Origin of the sequence: Anoxybacillus amylolyticus (assembly GCF_001634285.1) — a bacterium.
Lineage (GTDB): Bacteria > Bacillota > Bacilli > Bacillales > Anoxybacillaceae > Anoxybacteroides > Anoxybacteroides amylolyticum.
In genome coordinates this window covers 182501-202343 of the sequence record NZ_CP015438.1, presented here as the reverse complement: position 1 = coordinate 202343, position 19843 = coordinate 182501, and the positions used below count along the sequence as shown (strand labels likewise).

18 protein-coding genes (1 of these 18 only partly in view) are annotated in these 19843 nt (G+C 41.8%); 8 read left to right on the top strand and 10 right to left on the bottom strand.

What is annotated here, in order from left to right:
- Positions 1–18: 18 nt before the first annotated feature.
- From GFC30_RS01060 to rpmH, 10 genes are all read right to left on the bottom strand, one after another.
- A complete protein-coding gene (locus GFC30_RS01060; protein ID WP_066322313.1) occupies positions 19–873 on the bottom strand; it encodes a ParB/RepB/Spo0J family partition protein in 855 nt (284 codons plus the stop codon).
- Entirely contained in the window at positions 866–1627 is a 762-nt protein-coding gene (locus GFC30_RS01055) for a ParA family protein (RefSeq protein ID WP_066322311.1), read from the bottom strand. Before GFC30_RS01055 ends, GFC30_RS01060 begins: the two co-directional genes overlap by 8 nt.
- A 125-nt stretch (positions 1628–1752) precedes the next feature.
- Positions 1753–2601 (bottom strand): nucleoid occlusion protein, encoded by an 849-nt coding sequence (gene noc / locus GFC30_RS01050; RefSeq protein ID WP_066322309.1) that lies wholly within the window; start codon positions 2599–2601, stop codon positions 1753–1755.
- 37 nt (positions 2602–2638) lie between these two features.
- Positions 2639–3355: a 16S rRNA (guanine(527)-N(7))-methyltransferase RsmG gene (gene rsmG, locus GFC30_RS01045; RefSeq protein WP_066322306.1), complete on the bottom strand. Its 717-nt coding sequence runs from the start codon at positions 3353–3355 to the stop codon at positions 2639–2641.
- Positions 3356–3374: 19 nt separating this feature from the next.
- Positions 3375–5264, bottom strand: a complete 1890-nt coding sequence (gene mnmG, locus GFC30_RS01040) for a tRNA uridine-5-carboxymethylaminomethyl(34) synthesis enzyme MnmG (RefSeq protein ID WP_066322303.1) — start codon at positions 5262–5264, stop codon at positions 3375–3377.
- Positions 5265–5278: 14 nt separating this feature from the next.
- Complete coding sequence (mnmE, locus tag GFC30_RS01035; protein ID WP_066322301.1) at positions 5279–6664, bottom strand: tRNA uridine-5-carboxymethylaminomethyl(34) synthesis GTPase MnmE; 1386 nt, start codon at positions 6662–6664, stop codon at positions 5279–5281.
- Positions 6665–6851: 187 nt separating this feature from the next.
- On the bottom strand, positions 6852–7487 hold the full coding sequence (gene jag / locus GFC30_RS01030; RefSeq protein WP_066322299.1) for an RNA-binding cell elongation regulator Jag/EloR: 636 nt from the start codon (positions 7485–7487) through the stop codon (positions 6852–6854).
- Entirely contained in the window at positions 7484–8251 is a 768-nt protein-coding gene (spoIIIJ, locus tag GFC30_RS01025; RefSeq protein ID WP_066326992.1) for a YidC family membrane integrase SpoIIIJ, read from the bottom strand. Before spoIIIJ ends, jag begins: the two co-directional genes overlap by 4 nt.
- Before the next feature lie 43 nt (positions 8252–8294).
- Entirely contained in the window at positions 8295–8651 is a 357-nt protein-coding gene (gene rnpA, locus GFC30_RS01020; protein WP_066322298.1) for a ribonuclease P protein component, read from the bottom strand.
- A gap of 90 nt (positions 8652–8741) precedes the next feature.
- Positions 8742–8876: a 50S ribosomal protein L34 gene (gene rpmH, locus GFC30_RS01015; protein ID WP_003397591.1), complete on the bottom strand. Its 135-nt coding sequence runs from the start codon at positions 8874–8876 to the stop codon at positions 8742–8744.
- 514 nt (positions 8877–9390) lie between these two features.
- Here rpmH and dnaA point away from each other — a divergent pair.
- The 8 genes from dnaA to GFC30_RS00975 all read left to right on the top strand — a co-directional run.
- On the top strand, positions 9391–10737 hold the full coding sequence (gene dnaA, locus GFC30_RS01010) for a chromosomal replication initiator protein DnaA (RefSeq protein WP_066322294.1): 1347 nt from the start codon (positions 9391–9393) through the stop codon (positions 10735–10737).
- Between the two features lie 170 nt (positions 10738–10907).
- Positions 10908–12044 (top strand): DNA polymerase III subunit beta, encoded by a 1137-nt coding sequence (gene dnaN / locus GFC30_RS01005; protein WP_066322291.1) that lies wholly within the window; start codon positions 10908–10910, stop codon positions 12042–12044.
- 110 nt (positions 12045–12154) lie between these two features.
- Entirely contained in the window at positions 12155–12373 is a 219-nt protein-coding gene (yaaA, locus tag GFC30_RS01000; protein ID WP_066322288.1) for a S4 domain-containing protein YaaA, read from the top strand.
- 11 nt (positions 12374–12384) lie between these two features.
- Complete coding sequence (gene recF, locus GFC30_RS00995) at positions 12385–13497, top strand: DNA replication/repair protein RecF (RefSeq protein WP_066322286.1); 1113 nt, start codon at positions 12385–12387, stop codon at positions 13495–13497.
- A gap of 35 nt (positions 13498–13532) precedes the next feature.
- Positions 13533–15455, top strand: coding sequence for a DNA topoisomerase (ATP-hydrolyzing) subunit B (gene gyrB / locus GFC30_RS00990; protein WP_066326991.1), 1923 nt, complete (start codon positions 13533–13535; stop codon positions 15453–15455).
- A gap of 71 nt (positions 15456–15526) precedes the next feature.
- Positions 15527–17992: a DNA gyrase subunit A gene (gene gyrA / locus GFC30_RS00985; protein WP_066322284.1), complete on the top strand. Its 2466-nt coding sequence runs from the start codon at positions 15527–15529 to the stop codon at positions 17990–17992.
- 140 nt (positions 17993–18132) lie between these two features.
- The gene (locus GFC30_RS00980) at positions 18133–19131 is read left to right on the top strand and encodes an HD-GYP domain-containing protein (protein WP_084256132.1); all 999 of its coding nucleotides are present in this window, start codon (positions 18133–18135) and stop codon (positions 19129–19131) included.
- Positions 19103–19843, top strand: the 5' portion of a protein-coding gene (locus tag GFC30_RS00975; RefSeq protein ID WP_066322282.1) for an IS110 family RNA-guided transposase. The gene runs 543 nt beyond the window's last position; 741 of the gene's 1284 nt are visible here — the first part of the coding sequence; it begins with the start codon at positions 19103–19105; its stop codon lies beyond the right edge, outside the window. Before GFC30_RS00980 ends, GFC30_RS00975 begins: the two co-directional genes overlap by 29 nt.

Sequence of the window (19843 nt, the reverse complement as noted above, 5' to 3'; positions counted from 1 at the left end):
CCATCTTTTTTGATGGCATTATTCATCCCACTGAACATCAAATAGTTGTAAAATCCGTTCTAAATCATCATTGGATAAAAATTCAATTTCAATTTTTCCTTTTTTCCGATTTTGTTTAATCGTAACATTAGTGCCTAGTTTCTCTCGTAGTAGTGATTCGCTTTGTTTAACAAAGACGCTTTTTTCTTTTTTCGGTTTGCTTGTTTCACGTGAAACATTTTGATTCATGTCGTGAATGAGTTTTTCTAGCTGACGAACATTGAGCTGTTCGGCAACGATTTTATCCACTACCGCTTTCATTTTTTCTTTTTTCTTTAATCCTAGTAATGCGCGTCCATGCCCCATTGACAACGTACCGTCATTCAGCAGCTGTTGAATCTCTTCTGGCAACGCCAATAAACGCAAATGATTAGCAATATGCGGACGGCTTTTTCCAACGCGAGCGGCTAATTGCTCTTGTGTCAACTCTAGATGCTCAATTAATGTTTGGTATGCCATCGCTTCTTCAATCGGCGTTAAATCTTCACGTTGCAAATTTTCTAGCAAAGCAAACTCCATCATTTGCTGCTCTGTTAAGTTGCGAACGACAACCGGTACAGTTTTTAAATTTGCTTCTTTCGCTGCACGAAACCGTCTTTCGCCGACGACAATTTCATATCCTTTAATGCTTTGACGAACAATTAACGGCTGTAAAATCCCATGCTCGATAATCGACTGCTTTAATTCTTCAATCGATTCCGAACGGAATGTTTTGCGTGGTTGATAAGGATTCGGACGCAGCTCTTTAATGCTTATTTCTTGAACTGTTTCTCCCTCTCTTACTTCCAAATTCGCAAACAGCGCGTTTATCCCTTTTCCAAGCCCTTTAGCCACGTGCCAACACCTCCTTCGCCAGCTCAATATATACTTCTGCTCCCTTGGACCGCACATCATACAAAATAATCGGTTTTCCGTGGCTCGGTGCTTCGCTTAGTCGGACGTTGCGCGGGATAATTGTATCGTACACCTTTTCACGGAAATATTTTTTTACTTCCTGAATGACTTGTATCCCTAAATTCGTTCGCGCATCTAACATCGTTAACACAACCCCGTCCAGCTTTAAGCTCGTGTTTAAATGTTTTTGGACGAGACGAATCGTGTTCAATAGCTGGCTAAGTCCTTCGAGCGCATAATATTCACACTGCACGGGGATTAAAACTGCGTCTGCAGCAGTTAGCGCGTTTAATGTCAATAGCCCTAAAGAAGGCGGACAGTCGATGAAAATAAAATCGTATTGCTCTTTAATCGGTTCAAGCGCGCTTTTTAATAAAATCTCCCTTGATACAACCGACACTAGTTCAATTTCTGCACCAGCTAATTGAATGGTAGCAGGGATAATATGTAAATGTTCAATGTTTGTCGGTCGGATAATTTCTCTTGCTTTCATTCCTTCTACTAAAAGATTATACATGCATTCGTCGATATCTCCCTTTTCAATGCCGATGCCGCTTGTGGCATTTCCTTGTGGATCGATATCGACAAGCAATACTTTTTTGCCAAGATGCGCCAAACAAGCGGCTAAATTTACCGCCGTTGTCGTTTTCCCCACTCCACCTTTTTGGTTTGCTATCGCAATGATTTTGCCCACGATGACACCTACCCTTAATTACTCATATGTTTTATTCTATCACGAAATAAAAAATGGAGGTATTTTCTATAAGGGAAATGCGATAAAAAACCTCATCACCTGCTTCATGATGAGGTTTTTTATGCCTATTTTTTCGGAATGCGGATGGTAATTTGATAGTAGTCGTCAAATTCTTCTTCTTCTGAATCGATAGACATCCCGCTATCCGCGACCATGGCTAACGATTGCCGAATCGTATTCACCGCGATTCGAACATCTTTACTGAATGATTTTCGCTTCGTTTTTGGTTTTGCTTGATTTGCTTCGAGCATTTTTAACACGCGGTCTTCGGTTTGCTTTACGTTGAGTTGCTTTTCGACGATTTCTTTTAATAACTTTAGCTGTTTTTCTTTATCTTTCAAAACAATTAACGCGCGCGCATGCCGCTCCGTAATCGTTCGTTGCAAAAGTGCTTCCTGTACTTCTTGCGGCAATTTCAATAAACGAAGCTTATTAGCGATTGTCGACTGGCCTTTGCCGAGCCGCTGCGCTAGTGCTTCTTGTGTTAAATGATGCAGCTCTAACAGTTTTGCATACGCCATTGCCTCTTCAATCGGCGTCAACTCTTCACGCTGCAAGTTTTCAATAAGCGCAACAGAAGCAGTTTCTTTATCGTTTAAGTTTTTAATAATTGCAGGGATTTCTGTCCAACCAAGCTGCTGAACCGCGCGCCATCGTCTTTCACCGGCAATAATTTCAAACTTACCATCGTCGCACTCCCGCACGACAATCGGTTGAATAATGCCGTGCGTTCGAATCGTCAGCGCAAGCTCGGCAATTTTTTCGTCATCAAAAATCGTCCGCGGCTGAAAACGGTTTGGGACGATTTGCGTAACTGGAATTTTCCGTACTTCTTCGTTGTCCGTTTTCTCAACTATTTCCTCTTGCTGTTCTTTTTCTCCAAAACTGAAGAAGCGTGAAAAAGGATGTTTCATTTCCCCACACCACCTTATAAAAGCTCTCCCCTAATGGTTACTCAATCGGAAGTTTATTTGGCACTCCTGGTTTCCGCGGATATTTGCTTGGTGTTTTCCGTTTTTTCTGAATCACAATAATCGTACGTTCGCTTTCTTCGACCGGTAGCGTAAATGAATGAACAGCCGCAATTTCCCCGCCTAATACTTTAATAGCTGTTTGCCCCTGTGCTAATTCTTCGCCCGCTGCCGCTGCTTTCATCGCGATAAATGTTCCGCTTACTTTGACGAGCGGAAGGCAAAGTTCGCTTAAGACAGACATGCGAGCAACAGCGCGAGCCGTCACGATGTCAAATGACTCACGAATGCCTTCTTTTCTGCCAAACGTTTCCGCACGGTCATGATAGAACGCTACCCCCTCCAATTCCAATTCAGAAGCAAGGGCGTGAAGAAACGTAATGCGCTTTTGTAACGAGTCGACAATGGACAACCGAATGTGCGGAAAACAAATTTTTAGCGGAACACTCGGGAAACCAGCACCTGCGCCGACGTCGCAAAGCGACAACGGCTTAGAAAAATCGTAATAAAACGCTGGTGAAATGGAATCAAAAAAATGTTTTACATAGACGCCTGGCTTGTCCGTAATTGCTGTTAAGTTCATTTTCTCGTTCCATTCCACTAACAGCTCGTAATACCGTTCGAATTGCGATAATTGCCAAGGAGAAAGGGAAATCCCCTTCTCCGCAAGCAACGTCTGAAACTGTTTTGTATCCATACGCCAATCCCTTCACTTTTTATTCATTCGACACTCGTGCGATTCTTCCTTGTTCTAAATAAACTAATAAAATCGAAATATCGGCTGGGTTTACGCCAGAGATACGGGACGCTTGTGCAATCGAGAGGGGTCGCACTTGTTTTAATTTTTGCCGCGCTTCTGTCGCAAGCCCAGTGATTGCATCATAATCAATATCCTCTGGGATTTTTTTGTTTTCCATTTTTTTAAGCCGTTCGACTTGTTGCAGTGATTTTTCGATATATCCTTCGTACTTCATTTGAATTTCTACTTGTTCAATAACATCAGCTGGAATCTCTTCCTCTGCTGGCGCCAGCAACTGAATATGTTCGTATGTCATTTCCGGTCTTCTTAGTAAGTCTGCTGCGCGAATACCGTCTTTGAGTTCGCTTCCCCCTGCTTGGCGAATAACTTCCTGCACTTGAGGCGTCGGCTTAATAATAAACGTTTGCAACCGTTTCTTCTCTTTTTCAATCGCCGCTTTTTTCGCTAAAAACTTTTCATAACGGGCATCGGAAATAAGCCCAATTTTGTAACCAATGTCTGTCAAGCGCAAATCGGCATTATCGTGACGAAGCAACAGACGATATTCCGCACGCGACGTCAACAAGCGATATGGCTCGTTCGTTCCTTTCGTAACAAGGTCATCAATTAGAACGCCAATATATGCGTCGGAGCGGCTTAAAATCAACTCTTCTTTTCCGAGCGCTTTTCTTGCGGCGTTAATCCCTGCAATCAATCCTTGTCCTGCCGCTTCTTCGTAACCAGATGTCCCGTTAATTTGCCCTGCAGTATATAAATGTTTTACAACTTTTGTTTCAAGTGTCGGCCATAGCTGTGTCGGCACGACCGCATCATACTCAATCGCATAGCCTGCCCGCATTAATTGTGCCTGTTCAAGCCCTGGGATCGTCGCTAAAATTTTCCGCTGAATATGCTCTGGCAAGCTCGTCGATAAGCCTTGAACGTACACCTCTTCTGTATTCCGACCTTCTGGTTCTAAGAAAATTTGGTGGCGCGGCTTGTCGTGGAAGCGAACAATTTTATCTTCAATTGATGGGCAATAGCGCGGTCCTGTCCCTTTAATCATGCCTGAATACATCGGCGACAAATGCAAGTTTTCATCAATCATTCGATGAGTTGCCTCCGTAGTGTATGTCAACCAACACGGGAGTTGGTCTGTAATATACTCCGTTGTTTCATAAGAAAACGCGCGCGGCACCTCATCTCCTGGTTGAATTTCCGTTTTGCTATAATCGATGGAACGACTATTGACTCGCGGAGGAGTTCCTGTTTTAAAGCGAACGAGTTCAAACCCTAGTTCTTCTAAATGCTCTGATAGCTTAATGGATGGTTGCTGATTATTCGGTCCACTTGAATATTTAATATCGCCAATAATAATTTCCCCACGCAAAAACGTCCCTGTCGTAATGACGACAGCTTTCGCGTAATAATGCGCTCCCGTATGGGTGATTACTCCTTTACATACCCCGTCCTCGACAATTAACCGTTCCACTTTCCCTTGCAGTAGCGTTAAGTTTTCTTCATTTTCTAGCGTCTTTTTCATTTCATGTTGATACAAAAACTTGTCAGCTTGCGCCCGCAATGCACGAACAGCTGGACCTTTGCCAGTGTTCAACATACGCATTTGAATATATGTTTTATCAATATTTTTTGCCATTTCCCCGCCCAATGCGTCAATTTCGCGGACAACAATCCCTTTCGCTGGACCGCCGATGGACGGGTTGCATGGCATAAATGCAACCATATCAAGATTTAACGTAATCATTAGCGTTTTGGCTCCGATGCGCGCCGCAGCTAATCCTGCTTCACACCCCGCATGGCCCGCACCGACTACGATAACGTCATACGTACCACCATGGTATTCCATAATCTAGCCTCCTTTTATTTTCCTAAACAAAATTGCGAAAAGAGCTGATCAATTAAGCTTTCATGAACGGTATCACCAATAATTTCACCAAGCAGTTCCCACGCTCGTGTTAAGTCAATCTGCACGATATCAATCGGCACAAAAGCTTCAATCGCGGTGATTGCTTCTTCGATTGCTTGCTTGGCTTGGTGAAGGAGAGCGATATGCCGCGAATTTGACACATATGTTAAATCGCCTGCTTCGACTCCTCTAGTAAAAAATAACCGCGCAATCGCCTCTTCTAATTCATCTATTCCCTTTTCTTCCAGCAACGATGTCGTAATAACCGGACGACCTGCCGCAAGCCCCTGAACACGTTCCATTTCAATTTTTTGCGGCAAATCCGTTTTGTTGACGATAACGATAGTTTCTTTTCCTTCAACAGTCGCAAAAAGTTGCTCGTCCTCTTCAGTTAACGGTTCATTATAGTTCAGTACTAATAAAATTAAATCGGCCGCCTTTACCACTTGCTTTGAACGCTCGACACCAATCCGTTCAACAATATCCTCCGTTTCACGAATGCCCGCCGTATCGATTAGTTTTAAAGGGACACCACGAACGTTAACATATTCTTCAATCACATCTCTTGTCGTTCCAGGAATGTCCGTAACGATTGCTTTATTTTCATGAACAAGGTTATTTAACAGTGATGATTTTCCAACGTTCGGTCGACCAATAATGGCTGTAGCCAACCCTTCTCGCAATATTTTCCCTTGTTGAGCAGTTTGCAATAATCGCTCGATTTGCTCACGGACGTATGTTGCCTTTTCTAGAAGCAACTGATGCGTCATTTCTTCGACATCATCGTATTCTGGATAATCAATGTTTACTTCCACATGGGCAAGAGTTTCTAAAATCGTTTGCCGCAAATGGCGAATCATCTTTGATAGTCGCCCTTCCATTTGGCTAAGCGCAACGTGCATTGCACGATCGGTTTTGGCGCGGATTAAGTCAATGACTGCTTCCGCTTGCGATAAGTCAATCCGTCCATTTAAAAATGCCCGCTTCGTAAACTCTCCAGGTTCTGCTAAGCGCGCACCATGCGTCAATACAAGCTGCAACACTTGGTTGACTGACACTAAGCCACCGTGGCAGTTAATTTCAACGACATCTTCCCGCGTAAATGTTTTTGGCGCTTTCATGACCGACACCATTACTTCCTCTATCGTCTGATCGTTCGTTGGGTCAATGATGTGGCCATAATGAATCGTATGGGAAGGGACATCTTTTAATCGTTTCCCACCCACTCCCCGAAAAATGCGATCGGCAATTGAAATTGCTTCCTTTCCGCTTAAGCGAACAATCGCAATCGCTCCTTCCCCCATCGGAGTGGAAATGGCTGCAATCGTATCAAACTCCATCTTAGTTTCACCTCACTTTAAAGGGTGTTATCTATTGTAAACAAAAACATTTTCTATCCACATCCAATAAGAAAGTAATCATTATCCATTTTAACTTATCCACATGTGAATAACAACAAGTTTCCCACTGGATAAGCAACAGAAAAAAGAGGCCGTCTCAACTGGTGAGATAGCCTCTTCGCCCGCGTTAGTACTGTCGATTCGTTCGTACGGGAGCGATAATGATATAGCGGTGCGGTTCCGTTCCGACAGAGTACGTTTTCACCTTTCCATTTGTCGCTAATGTCGCGTGAATCACTTTTCGTTCATATGCAGGGAGCGGTTCTAATTTGACTTCTTTTCCTGTTTTGAGCGCTTTTTCCGCTAACTTTTTCGCAAGCTGCATCAATACTTCTTGGCGTCTTACCCGATAATTTTCCGCATCAACAGTAATATGGATATACCCTTTCGCATACCGATTAGCCACAAGCTGCGTCAATAGTTGTAACGAGTTTAACGTTTGCCCGTGCTTTCCAATGACACGCGCTACTTGTTCCCCAACAATCATAAATTGAACATCTTTTTCATTTTCTGTCGTTTCAATATGAGCGGAAATTCCCATTTGTTCAATGACCTTTTTTAAAAAGGCTTCGGCCTCCTCGACAGGATGCGGTAACACCGTTGCTTTTACCACCGCTGGCTTATTACCAAAAATCCCGAACAACCCTTTTTTCCCTTCGTCCAACACACTAATTTCCACGCGATCTTTTGAAACTCCTAATTGACTTAATGCAAGCTGAATAGCTTCATCAACAGTGGAAGCGGTCGCGGTTACTTCTTTCACTTTTTCTGTCCCCCTGAATGAATAGATTTTAAATCAGGACCTTTGATGAAATACGTTTGCACAATGGAGAAAATGTTTCCTACTACCCAATAAAGCGACAACGCTGCTGGGAAGCTGATCCCGAACACAATAATCATAATTGGCATCATCCAAAGCATCATCGCCATTTGCGGATTTTGTTGTTCCATCCCCGCCATCATAATTTTCTGTTGGATAAATGTAGCGACACCAGCAACAACCGGCAAAATATAGTACGGGTCTTTTGCGCCTAAATCAAACCATAAGAACGAGTGGTCAGCGATTTCTCGTGTCCGCATAATCGCATGATAAAAACCAATTAATATCGGCGTTTGAATAAGCAAAGGGAAACAACCAGCCAGCGGGTTCACACCGTGTTTTTGGAACAGCAGCATCGTTTCTTGTTGCAACTTTTGCTGCGTTTGCATATCTTTTGAGCTATATTTTTCTTTCAGTTTTTGCAGCTCCGGCTGCAACGCCTGCATCGCTTTCGAGTTTCTTGTTTGCTGGATCATTAATGGTAAAATCGCTAAGCGAATGATGATTGTTACAATAATAATGGCCAGTCCGTAATTTCCTCCGAATGACTTAGCTACATACTTAATCAACCATGAAAGCGGATAAACGATATATTCGTTCCAAAATCCTTTGCTTTCCGGCGTGATAGGCTGATTAATTTGCGAACATCCTGAAACGAAAGCCACAAGTAAAATTAGTGTGACTATGAACCAAATTCGCCTCTTCACCTTCATTTTCCTCCTCACTTTTCCGCGTATATATTATCATTCATCATCGTTGAAATGGTTGGTTGACTAGGACCCCTGCTTTTTTTAACACGTGGATTAAACTTTTTTTCACCTCGGCATAATTCATTTCCGCCGTCGGTGTTCTGGCAATCACCACATAGTCTTTCCCTGGTACTATTTGCTCACGAAGTTCTAAAAAAACTTGGCGAATATAACGTTTCACCTGGTTTCTTACGACTGCTTTTCCAATCTTCTTGCTCACCGATAAACCGAGGCGGAAGAAAGGTTGCTCGGAACGATCTAATACATAAACGACAAACTGCCGGTTCGCCATCGATTTTCCTTTTTGAAACACTTGTTGGAATTCCTCATTTTTTTTGATTCGGTATTTTTTTTTCATCCCAAGGACAAACACTCCATTAGTTTATATTTAGATGGATAATCAACACTCGTGATATTTAGAAAAAAGACCACTGACGGTTCAGTGGCCTTATGCGGATAATACTTTTCTTCCTTTGCGGCGACGACGTGCAAGAACTTTACGTCCGTTTTTAGTGCTCATGCGCGCGCGGAAGCCGTGAACTTTGCTACGTTTACGCTTGTTTGGTTGGTACGTACGTTTCATTTATTATGACACCTCCCTGAGGAATAACTGTTACAGGCAGTCTTTCTAATTATAGTGAACAATGCGGCAAAATGTCAACTGTCCCAGGTGGCTCTTTTATCGTTTTTTCGCTGTGGATAAATTTATCTCCCTTTTTCTTTCATCCCCTACATTTATCGACATCTTTTTCACAATGTCTTGTGGTGTGGATAACGTTTTTTCCACAATATATGGGCATTGTGGATATTTTTTTTAAATCATTGCAACTCCTCATGTTATTTGATATTATATTCTTGTTTTCACTCTGGATTGTTTATCTGGATAACTTTATTATCCACAGAATGTGAATAACGTGTGGACACTTTATTCAGAAGTGTAGAAAAAAATATTCACACCTTGTGAATTTTGTCGAAATGCCGCTTTCTTTCCTTATTATACTATTTTTCCACATACGCATTTTTATAAGTATATATGCAGGCAGTTTTTAAGGTTGTACAAAAGTTGAACAGCCTTTGAAGAAAAGGAGGGCCAACGGGTGGAAAATATCGATGATTTATGGAATAAGGCGCTTGCGGAAATTGAAAAAAAGATTAGCAAACCTAGCTTCGAAACATGGTTAAAATCAACAAAAGCTCACTCATTGAAAGGTGACACACTCGTAATCGTAGCCCCTAATGAATTTGCTAGAGATTGGTTAGATTCCCGCTACGCGCATTTAATAGGCGAAACAATCTATGACATTACCGGCGAAGAGCTAACAATTAAATTTATTATCCCGCATAATCCGGAGGAAGAATTAGATCTCAAACCGACAACAAAAAAGCAACGAAAACTCGAAGAAGAGCAAACTGACTTCCCACAAAGCATGCTCAATCCGAAATATACGTTTGATACGTTCGTCATCGGTTCAGGAAACCGTTTTGCTCATGCAGCTTCCTTAGCTGTGGCTGAAGCGCCAGCGAAAGCGTATAATCCACTTTTTATTTACGGCGGGGTTGGACTAGGAAAGACACATTTAATGCATGCGATTGGTCATTATGTGATCGAGCATAATCCATCCGCGAAAGTCGTCTATTTATCTTCTGAAAAGTTTACAAACGAGTTTATTAATGCCATCCGTGACAATAAAGCCGACGATTTTCGCAATAAATATCGAAACGTGGACGTTCTACTAATTGATGATATTCAGTTTTTAGCGGGAAAAGAACAGACACAAGAAGAATTTTTCCATACGTTTAATACACTACATGAAGAAAGCAAGCAAATTGTGATTTCAAGCGACCGTCCGCCAAAAGAAATTCCAACTCTCGAAGACCGCCTTCGTTCACGGTTTGAGTGGGGACTAATCACTGACATTACTCCCCCTGATTTAGAAACACGAATCGCCATTTTGCGCAAAAAAGCGAAAGCAGAAGGATTCGACATCCCTAATGAAGTGATGCTTTACATCGCAAATCAAATTGACTCTAACATTCGTGAATTAGAAGGAGCTCTTATTCGCGTTGTCGCGTATTCATCCTTGATCAATAAAGAAATTAACGCCGATTTAGCGGCTGAAGCATTGAAAGATATTATTCCTAGCGCCAAACCGAAAGTGATTACTATCCAAGACATTCAGCGGGTAGTTGGAGAACATTTTAGTTTAAAGATGGAGGACTTTAAAGCCAAAAAACGAACAAAATCAGTAGCGTTTCCGCGCCAAATCGCCATGTACCTTTCTCGCGAACTGACAGATTGCTCTCTACCAAAAATCGGCGAGGAGTTCGGGGGACGAGATCACACGACCGTTATTCATGCGCATGAAAAAATTACGAAATTACTGCAAACAGATGTGCAATTACAAAAACACATTAAAGAAATTCAAGAAAAGCTAAAACATTAATTATTTTTGTGAATAATAGAAAAGGTTGCGCACAGTCTGTCCACATGTGGATAGACTGTATTTCCTTTGTTTTTTTTACTTATCCACATGTTAACAAGCCCTATTACTATTACTATTATTTTTTATATATAAAAAAATAACCTTACTTTTACGTTCAGGAGGAGATATTTGTGCGACTCACCATTCAACGGGAGCACTTAGCTCAAAGTGTGCAAGACGTGATGAAAGCAATTTCTTCACGAACGACAATTCCTATTTTGTCAGGTATTAAAATGGTGGCAATGGAACAAGGAGTAACATTGACAGGAAGCGACTCTGATATTTCGATTGAATCATTTATCCCCTCAGAAGAAGACGGAAAAATGATTGTAGAAGTACTAGATCCAGGAAGTATCGTCTTGCCTGCTCGTTTTTTTGCGGAAATTGTAAAAAAACTTCCGCAAGATACAGTAGAAATTGAGGTACAAGCGTCGAATGTCGTGCTTATTCGCTCTGGCAAAACTGAATTTAACCTAAATGGTTTAGATGCAGAAGAATATCCGCGTCTTCCGCAAATTCAAGAAGAGCATGTTTTCCAATTGCCAACAGATTTATTGAAAACAATCATCCGGCAAACGGTTTTTGCTGTGTCGATGTCGGAAACACGACCGATCTTGACAGGTGTCAACTGGCGAGTGGAAAATGGGGAACTTATCTGTATTGCAACAGATAGTCATCGTCTTGCTTTACGAAAAGCGAAAATCGAAATGGACCATCATTTATCTTACAACGTTGTTATCCCTGGAAAAAGCTTAAACGAATTAAGCAAAATTTTAGATGATACGAACGAAGCGGTTGAAATTGTGATGACAGAAAATCAAGTACTCTTCAAAACAAAACATTTGTTATTTTTCTCCCGACTTCTTGATGGAAACTATCCAGATACGTCCCGTTTAATCCCAACAGATAGCCAAACGGATGTTATTATTAATGCAAAAGAGTTTTTCCAAGCGATTGACCGGGCTTCTTTACTAGCGCGAGAAGGAAGAAACAATGTTGTCAAATTAGCCACGTTATCCGACAACAAGATTGAAGTTTCATCCATTTCTCCAGAGATTGGCAAAGTGACAGAAGAGATTCAATGCGAAGCAATCGAGGGGGAAGAACTAAAAATTTCTTTTAGCGCGAAATACATGATGGATGCCTTAAAAGCATTGGAAGGAACAGAAATTAAAATTAGCTTCACTGGAGCAATGCGTCCATTTATCCTTCGTCCGCTTCATACAGATACCATGCTTCAGCTGATTTTGCCAGTCAGAACGTACTAATGAGTTAAGCTGCTAGAAAAAAGAGTTTCTAGCGGCTTTCTTTTCTATTGGCAAATTTTTTAGTAAAATGAAGTAATGGACAGTTTTTAACGAAAGTGAGCGGTGAATGCATGAAACAAATCCAAATTTCAACGGAAACCATTACTCTTGGTCAGTTTTTAAAACTGGCGAACGTGATTGATACAGGTGGAATGGCCAAATGGTTTTTACAGACGAAAGAAGTATATGTAAACGGTGAACGAGAGACGCGCCGTGGTCGCAAGTTAACAAATGGAGACGTTGTTGATGTGCGTGAATTTGGTACTTTTGTCGTAAAAGGGATAGAGTAGGTGAAGAATCTTTGCTCTTGACACATTTATCGCTAAAAAATTATCGGAACTACAACAGCCAAGAAGTGACATTTGCTAATCATGTCAACATTATTTTAGGAGAAAATGCGCAAGGAAAGACTAATTTGATGGAAGCAATTTACGTGTTAGCCATGGCCAAATCCCATCGAACAGCAAATGATAAAGAATTGATTCGTTGGGAGGCGGAATATGCTAAAATAGAAGGGAGAGCGATGAAACGGAATGGTCCTCTCTCTTTACAGCTTGTTGTATCAAAAAAAGGGAAAAAAGCAAAAATAAACCATATAGAACAACGAAAATTAAGTCAATATATTGGTCATCTTCCCGTTGTTTTGTTTGCCCCAGAAGACTTATATCTCGTCAAAGGGGGACCTCAAGTAAGGCGACGTTTTATCGACATGGAAATCGGACAAATTTCCCCTGTCTACATGCATGATTTAAGCCTGTACCAAAAAATATTGCAGCAACGGAACCACTATTTAAAAGCGTTACAAACAAGGCAACAGCGCGACGAAACGATGCTTTCTGTATTAACGGAACAGTTGGTAGAATTGGCTGCGAAAATTACGCTAAAACGGTATGAGTTTTTGCGACTGTTGCAAAAATGGGCAGAGCCTATTCATCACGAAATTAGCCGTGGGCTAGAAAACCTTTCTATTCGTTATCATCCGTCGGTTGACGTATCAGAAAAGATAGAATTGTCGAGAATAGTAGAAGCGTATAGTGAAAAATTTGTTAAAATAAAGGAGAAGGAAATTGAACGGGGGTTGACGCTTGCTGGTCCACACCGCGATGATTTATCGTTCGACGTAAACGGAAAAGATGTACAAACGTTCGGCTCGCAAGGCCAGCAAAGGACAACCGCTTTATCTGTTAAATTAGCGGAAATCGAATTGATTTTCAAAGAAACAGGTGATTATCCAATTCTTTTACTAGACGACGTTCTTTCAGAACTTGATGATTTTCGGCAAACGCATTTATTGAATGCGATTCGACAAAAAGTCCAAACATTCGTTACGACGACAAGTATTGATGGGATTGAGCATGACGTCATAAAAGAAGCAGCTGTTTACCACGTGTGTTCTGGCCAAATAACCCAATGAGTTTTGACCGTCAAAGGAAAGCGTAGGTGATTAGCATGACAATGGAACAAAAAATCGAACATATGTATGATGAAAGTCAAATCCAAGTATTAGAAGGCCTTGAAGCAGTTCGGAAACGACCTGGCATGTATATTGGGTCTACCGGCTCGAAAGGACTCCATCATTTAGTATGGGAAATCGTGGACAACAGCATTGACGAGGCATTGGCCGGATACTGTACAGAAATTCATGTAACGATTGAAGAAGATAATAGCATTACGGTTGCAGATAACGGACGTGGTATCCCTGTCGGTATTCAAGAGCAAATGGGTCGACCAGCGGTAGAGGTCATTATGACTGTGCTACATGCTGGTGGGAAGTTTGGCGGCGGTGGATATAAAGTATCTGGAGGGCTTCACGGTGTTGGTGCCTCTGTCGTCAACGCACTGTCACAAGAATTGGAAGTTTTTGTTTACCGAGAAGGGAAAATTCACTACCAAAAATATGAGCGTGGTGTTCCGTGTGCTGATTTACAAGTAATTGGCGAAACCGATCGGACGGGAACAACCACCCACTTTAAACCAGACCCAGAAATTTTCACGGAAACGACCGAGTACGATTACGATACACTTGCGAACCGGTTGCGCGAATTAGCTTTTTTAAATCGCGGTATCCGTATTATTCTTGAAGATAAGCGCGGAGAAAAGCGGCGCAACGAATACTATTATGAAGGTGGAATTAAATCGTATGTCCAACATTTAAACCGGACGCGCGAAGTGCTTCATGAAGAACCGGTGTATATTTTTGGGGAACGAGACGGGATTTATGTAGAAATTGCCCTCCAGTATAACGATAGTTACACTAGCAATATTTACTCATTTGCAAATAACATTCATACGCACGAAGGCGGAACGCATGAGGCTGGGTTTAAAACAGCGCTGACACGTATCATTAACGATTATGCGCGCAAGCATCATATTTTCAAAGACAATGACGCGAACTTAACTGGTGAAGATGTCCGCGAAGGGTTGACAGCAATTGTTTCTGTAAAGCACCCGTCCCCACAATTCGAAGGACAAACAAAAACAAAGCTTGGCAATAGCGATGCAAGAACAGCAACAGATGCTATTTTTTCTGAGCAGTTTGAAACGTTTTTATTAGAAAATCCAGCCGTTGCTCGGAAAATTGTAGAAAAAGGAATGATGGCTGCCCGTGCACGTGTAGCTGCAAAGAAAGCGCGTGAATTAACACGCCGAAAAAGCGCACTAGAAATTTCTAACTTGCCTGGAAAATTAGCAGACTGCTCATCGAAAGATCCATCCATTAGCGAATTGTACGTTGTGGAGGGGGATTCAGCGGGCGGTTCTGCAAAACAAGGACGTGACCGGCACTTCCAAGCTATTTTGCCATTGCGTGGAAAAATTATTAACGTCGAAAAAGCAAGGTTAGATAAAATTTTATCAAACAACGAAGTGCGAGCGATTATTACTGCGCTAGGGACAGGAATCGGGGAAGATTTTGATATTACGAAAGCACGGTATCATAAAGTCATTATTATGACCGATGCGGATGTAGATGGTGCTCATATCCGCACATTGTTACTCACCTTTTTTTATCGCTATATGCGGGAGTTGATTGAGCATGGCTACGTATATATTGCTCAACCACCGCTTTATAAAATCCAACAAGGAAAGCGGATCGAATATGCTTATAACGACCGACAACTTGAAAAAATTTTGATGCAACTTCCAGAGAACCCAAAGCCGGGTATTCAACGCTATAAAGGTCTTGGAGAAATGAACCCGGAACAATTGTGGGAAACAACGATGAATCCAGAAACGCGGACATTGCTTCAAGTAAGCCTACAAGATGCGATTGAAGCGGATGAAACGTTTGAAATTTTAATGGGCGATAAAGTAGAGCCGCGCAGACAGTTCATTGAAGAAAACGCTCGATATGTAAAAAATCTAGATATTTAAAGTTGTACGGAGAGTGTCGCTTATCACCCTCCCCCAGATAAAAATGAGTTTAAAAGGGAGGTTTTGAAAAAATGTCAGAAAACCAAAATTCACGAATTCGCGAAGTGAATATTAGCCAAGAAATGCGCTCGTCTTTTCTTGATTATGCAATGAGCGTTATTGTGTCACGGGCGCTGCCTGATGTTCGAGATGGGTTGAAGCCGGTTCACCGCCGCATTTTATACGCAATGCACGATTTAGGAATGACAGCGGACAAGCCTTATAAAAAATCAGCGCGCATCGTTGGGGAAGTTATCGGGAAATACCATCCACATGGTGATGCAGCTGTTTATGACACGATGGTGCGGATGGCGCAAGATTTCAACTATCGTTATATGTTAGTGGACGGGCACGGAAACTTCGGCTCGATTGATGGCGATGCAGCGGCAGCTATGCGTTACACGGAAGCGCGCATGTCGAAAATCTCGATGGAACTATTGCGCGATATTACGAAAGATACGATTGATTATCAAGATAACTACGATGGTTCGGAAAAAGAGCCAGTTGTTTTGCCTTCACGTTTTCCAAATTTACTTGTCAACGGCTCATCGGGGATTGCAGTTGGGATGGCGACAAACATCCCCCCGCATCAGCTCGGTGAGATAGTAGATGCACTTTTAGCATTAAGTCAAGATCCGGAAATGACGATTGCTGAATTGATGGAATTTATCCCTGGACCAGATTTTCCAACCGGCGGACAAATCATTGGTCGTAGCGGCATTCGTAAAGCGTATGAAACAGGTCGTGGTTCAATTACGTTGCGGGCAAAAGTGGAAATTGAACAAAAAGAAAACGGCAAGGAAAGCATTATCGTTCACGAACTTCCTTATCAAGTGAACAAGGCAAAATTGATTGAACGAATTGCCGAACTTGTCCGCGAGAAAAAAATTGATGGTATTACTGATTTGCGGGATGAATCAGACCGAAATGGTATGCGAGTGGTCATGGAAATTCGTAGAGATGCCAATGCGAAAGTGATTTTAAACAATTTATATAAACAAACAGCGTTACAAACGAGCTTTGGCATTAATATGTTGGCGCTTGTCGACGGACAACCGAAAGTACTAAATTTAAAAGAATGCTTAACTCACTATTTAGACCATCAAAAAATCGTTATTCGTCGTCGTACAGCGTATGAACTGAAAAAAGCAGAAGCAAGAGCGCATATTTTAGAAGGGCTTCGCATTGCGCTTGACCATTTAGATAAAGTCATTCACTTAATTCGTCATTCACAAACAACAGAAATGGCGAAAGAAGGGTTAATGCAAAAATTTTCGTTAACGGAAAGACAGGCGCAAGCGATTTTAGATATGCGTTTGCAAAGATTGACTGGGTTAGAGCGAGAAAAAATCGAACAAGAATACCAGGAACTTGTTCGACTTATCGCGGAATTGCGTTCGATTTTAGCAGACGAAGAAAAAGTGTTGCAAATTATTCGAACCGAATTAACAGAAATAAAAGAACGATTTAACGATGAACGAAGAACGGAAATTATAAGCGGTGGGGTTGAAGAGTTTGCAGATGAAGATTTAATCCCTTGTGAACAAATCGTCGTGACATTGACACATAAAGGATACATTAAGCGGATTCCGCTTTCCACGTATCGGAGTCAAAAGCGTGGCGGAAGAGGAGTTCAAGGCATGAATACGAGCGAGGATGATTTTGTTGAACATCTTCTCATTACATCAACACACCATACTATTTTGTTTTTTACAAATAAAGGAAAGGTGTATCGGGCAAAAGGATATGAAATCCCTGAGTTCGGTCGAACGGCGAAAGGAATTCCTATTGTTAATTTGTTAGAAATCGATAAGGACGAGTGGATTAATACGATTATTACAATCGATGAGTTTGATGATAATTCGTTCTTGTTCTTTACCACAAAGCAAGGGATTGCGAAACGATCCCCGCTCTCTTCGTTTGCTAACATTCGTAATAATGGGCTAATCGCTATTTGTCTTCGCGAAGGAGACGAGTTAATTTCTGTGAAATTGACCGATGGCTACAAACATATTATTGTCGGGACGAAACATGGCATGCTCATTCGTTTTCCAGAAACCGATGTGCGAACGATGGGAAGAAGTGCGACAGGGGTAAAAGCAATTACGTTAGAAGGCGATGATGAAGTCGTCGGAATGGAAATTTTAGAAGAAGAAGACGATGTGCTCGTTGTCACGAAAAATGGATACGGAAAACGGACAAAAGCGTCAGAATATCGCGTTCAGACGCGGGGTGGAAAAGGATTAAAGACGTGCAACATTACCGAGAAAAACGGAACAGTTGTTGCAGTGAAAACAGTGACAGATGAAGAAGATTTAATGTTAATGACAACGAATGGGATTTTAATTCGTATCGCTGTAAGCGATATTTCGCGAATGGGGAGAAATACAAAGGGCGTCAAACTTATTCGTTTATCTGGCGACCATGAATACGTTGCAACGGTTGCGAAAGTTTCACGCGAAGAAGAAAAAGAGCTAGAAAGCAGTGACGAAGGATAATCCCATTTCACTGAAAAAAATATACGCTTTCAGCTGACGAAGAAAAGTCTTAGACGCTCCCTTCGTCAGTTTATCATTCTAAAAAGCTGACTTCCATTGAGGAAGAAGAGAGGAAAAGCGGGGGAAACTGGGGGAGGAATATGTTTCGAGTAAAAATTAAGCAACTGCAAGAAGGATGTATTTTGGCGGAGGATGTCATCGGAAAAACACATAAACCGATTATTCCTAAAAATACCGTATTAACACCGACGTTGCTTCATGTGCTGGAAAAATTTTTGATAGAAGATGTTTACGTGGAATCTGTTTTAGCGAATGGCCAGCCGTTTAAACCAGCAGAAGTAATTCCACAAATCTCGCCTAGCGGAACCGCTGAAGAAGAGGAAGAGTTAATCACCCTGTATTTAAAAGCAGTACAGCGGTATAAAAAAGTATTTCAATCATGGCATTCAGGGATGGCAATTGATATTAACGAAATTCGAGCAATCATCTTACCATTGTTAGACCGTTTCATTGATAAACGGAGTGAGTTGCTTACGCTATATCGTTATACAACTAAAGAAGATTATTTATATCATCATGCGGTAAGCGTCGGGCTATTATCAGGATTTTTAGCAAAATGTTTAAATTATAGCCAAGGTGATTATTACCAAATTGCGCTAGCTGGTTTTTTGAGTAATTGTGGGATGGCGAAAATTGATGAAAAAATTTTAATGAAAAAGTCTGCTTTGACGTCAGAAGAGTATAGAGAAGTAAAGCAACATTCTGTTTTTGGATATAAAATGGTGCAAAAAACCCCTTTTATACAAGAAGGAGTAAAATTAGCGGTATTGCAGCACCACGAACGGAATGACGGAAGCGGCTACCCATTCGGAATTACTGATAAACAAATTCATCCATATAGTAAAATCGTGGCGGTGGCTGATGTATATCAAGCGATGGTATCAGAGCGTCTTTATCGAAAAAAAGAGTCTCCGTTTAAAGCATTGGAACAGATTCAAAAAGAAAGCATTCCTGTTAGAAAGGTTTTGGGGGACTTGAAAGAAAAAAGCCCTCTTGGTATGATGCAGGGGTACCAACAAACACCTATCATCCAACCAAGGAGGACTTACTATGAATTGTACACAAAATCGCAAAATTGAACAAGTCACCGATCAAACATTAGTGATTGGAATGGATATTGCCAAGCAAAAACATTACGCAGCGATCGTGGACGCACGAGGTCGGGTACTGAAAAAGTCGTTTCCGGTGTTCCAGTCGAGATTCGGATTTGAACAGTTCTATGCGTTGATCCAAGAGGCGATGAGGGAGTTTGGCAAAACGGAAGTGATCGTCGGAATCGAACCGACCGGACATTACTGGTTGAACCTCGCCTACTTCCTCGAGGAAAAAGGGATCCCGTTGGTGATGGTTAACCCGATGCACGTCAAACGGTCGAAAGAACTCGACGACAACTTGCCAACGAAGCATGATGCCAAAGACGCCCTAGTCATCGCAAGACTGGTCAAAGACGGACGTTTTAGCTATCCACGTATTCTCCATGAGGTGGAGGCGGAATTGCGGGCAGGAAGTACGTTTCGAGAGTCATTAATCAAGGAACGGAATGCCGTCCACAATCAAATGATTCGTTGGCTGGATCGGTACTTCCCTGAGTTTGTGCAGGTGTTTCCGTCGTTTGGCAAAATGGCATTGGTGGTGTTAGAAAAAACGCCATTTCCGATGGACATCGCAAGTCAGACGATAGAGGGGCTCATGGAGCGTTATCGGCAAAGCGAGGCGCTAAAATGCCCACAGAAACCGAAAGTGCAAAAGCTGTTAGAGATGGCTCGCCATTCGATTGGCATCACGGAAGGA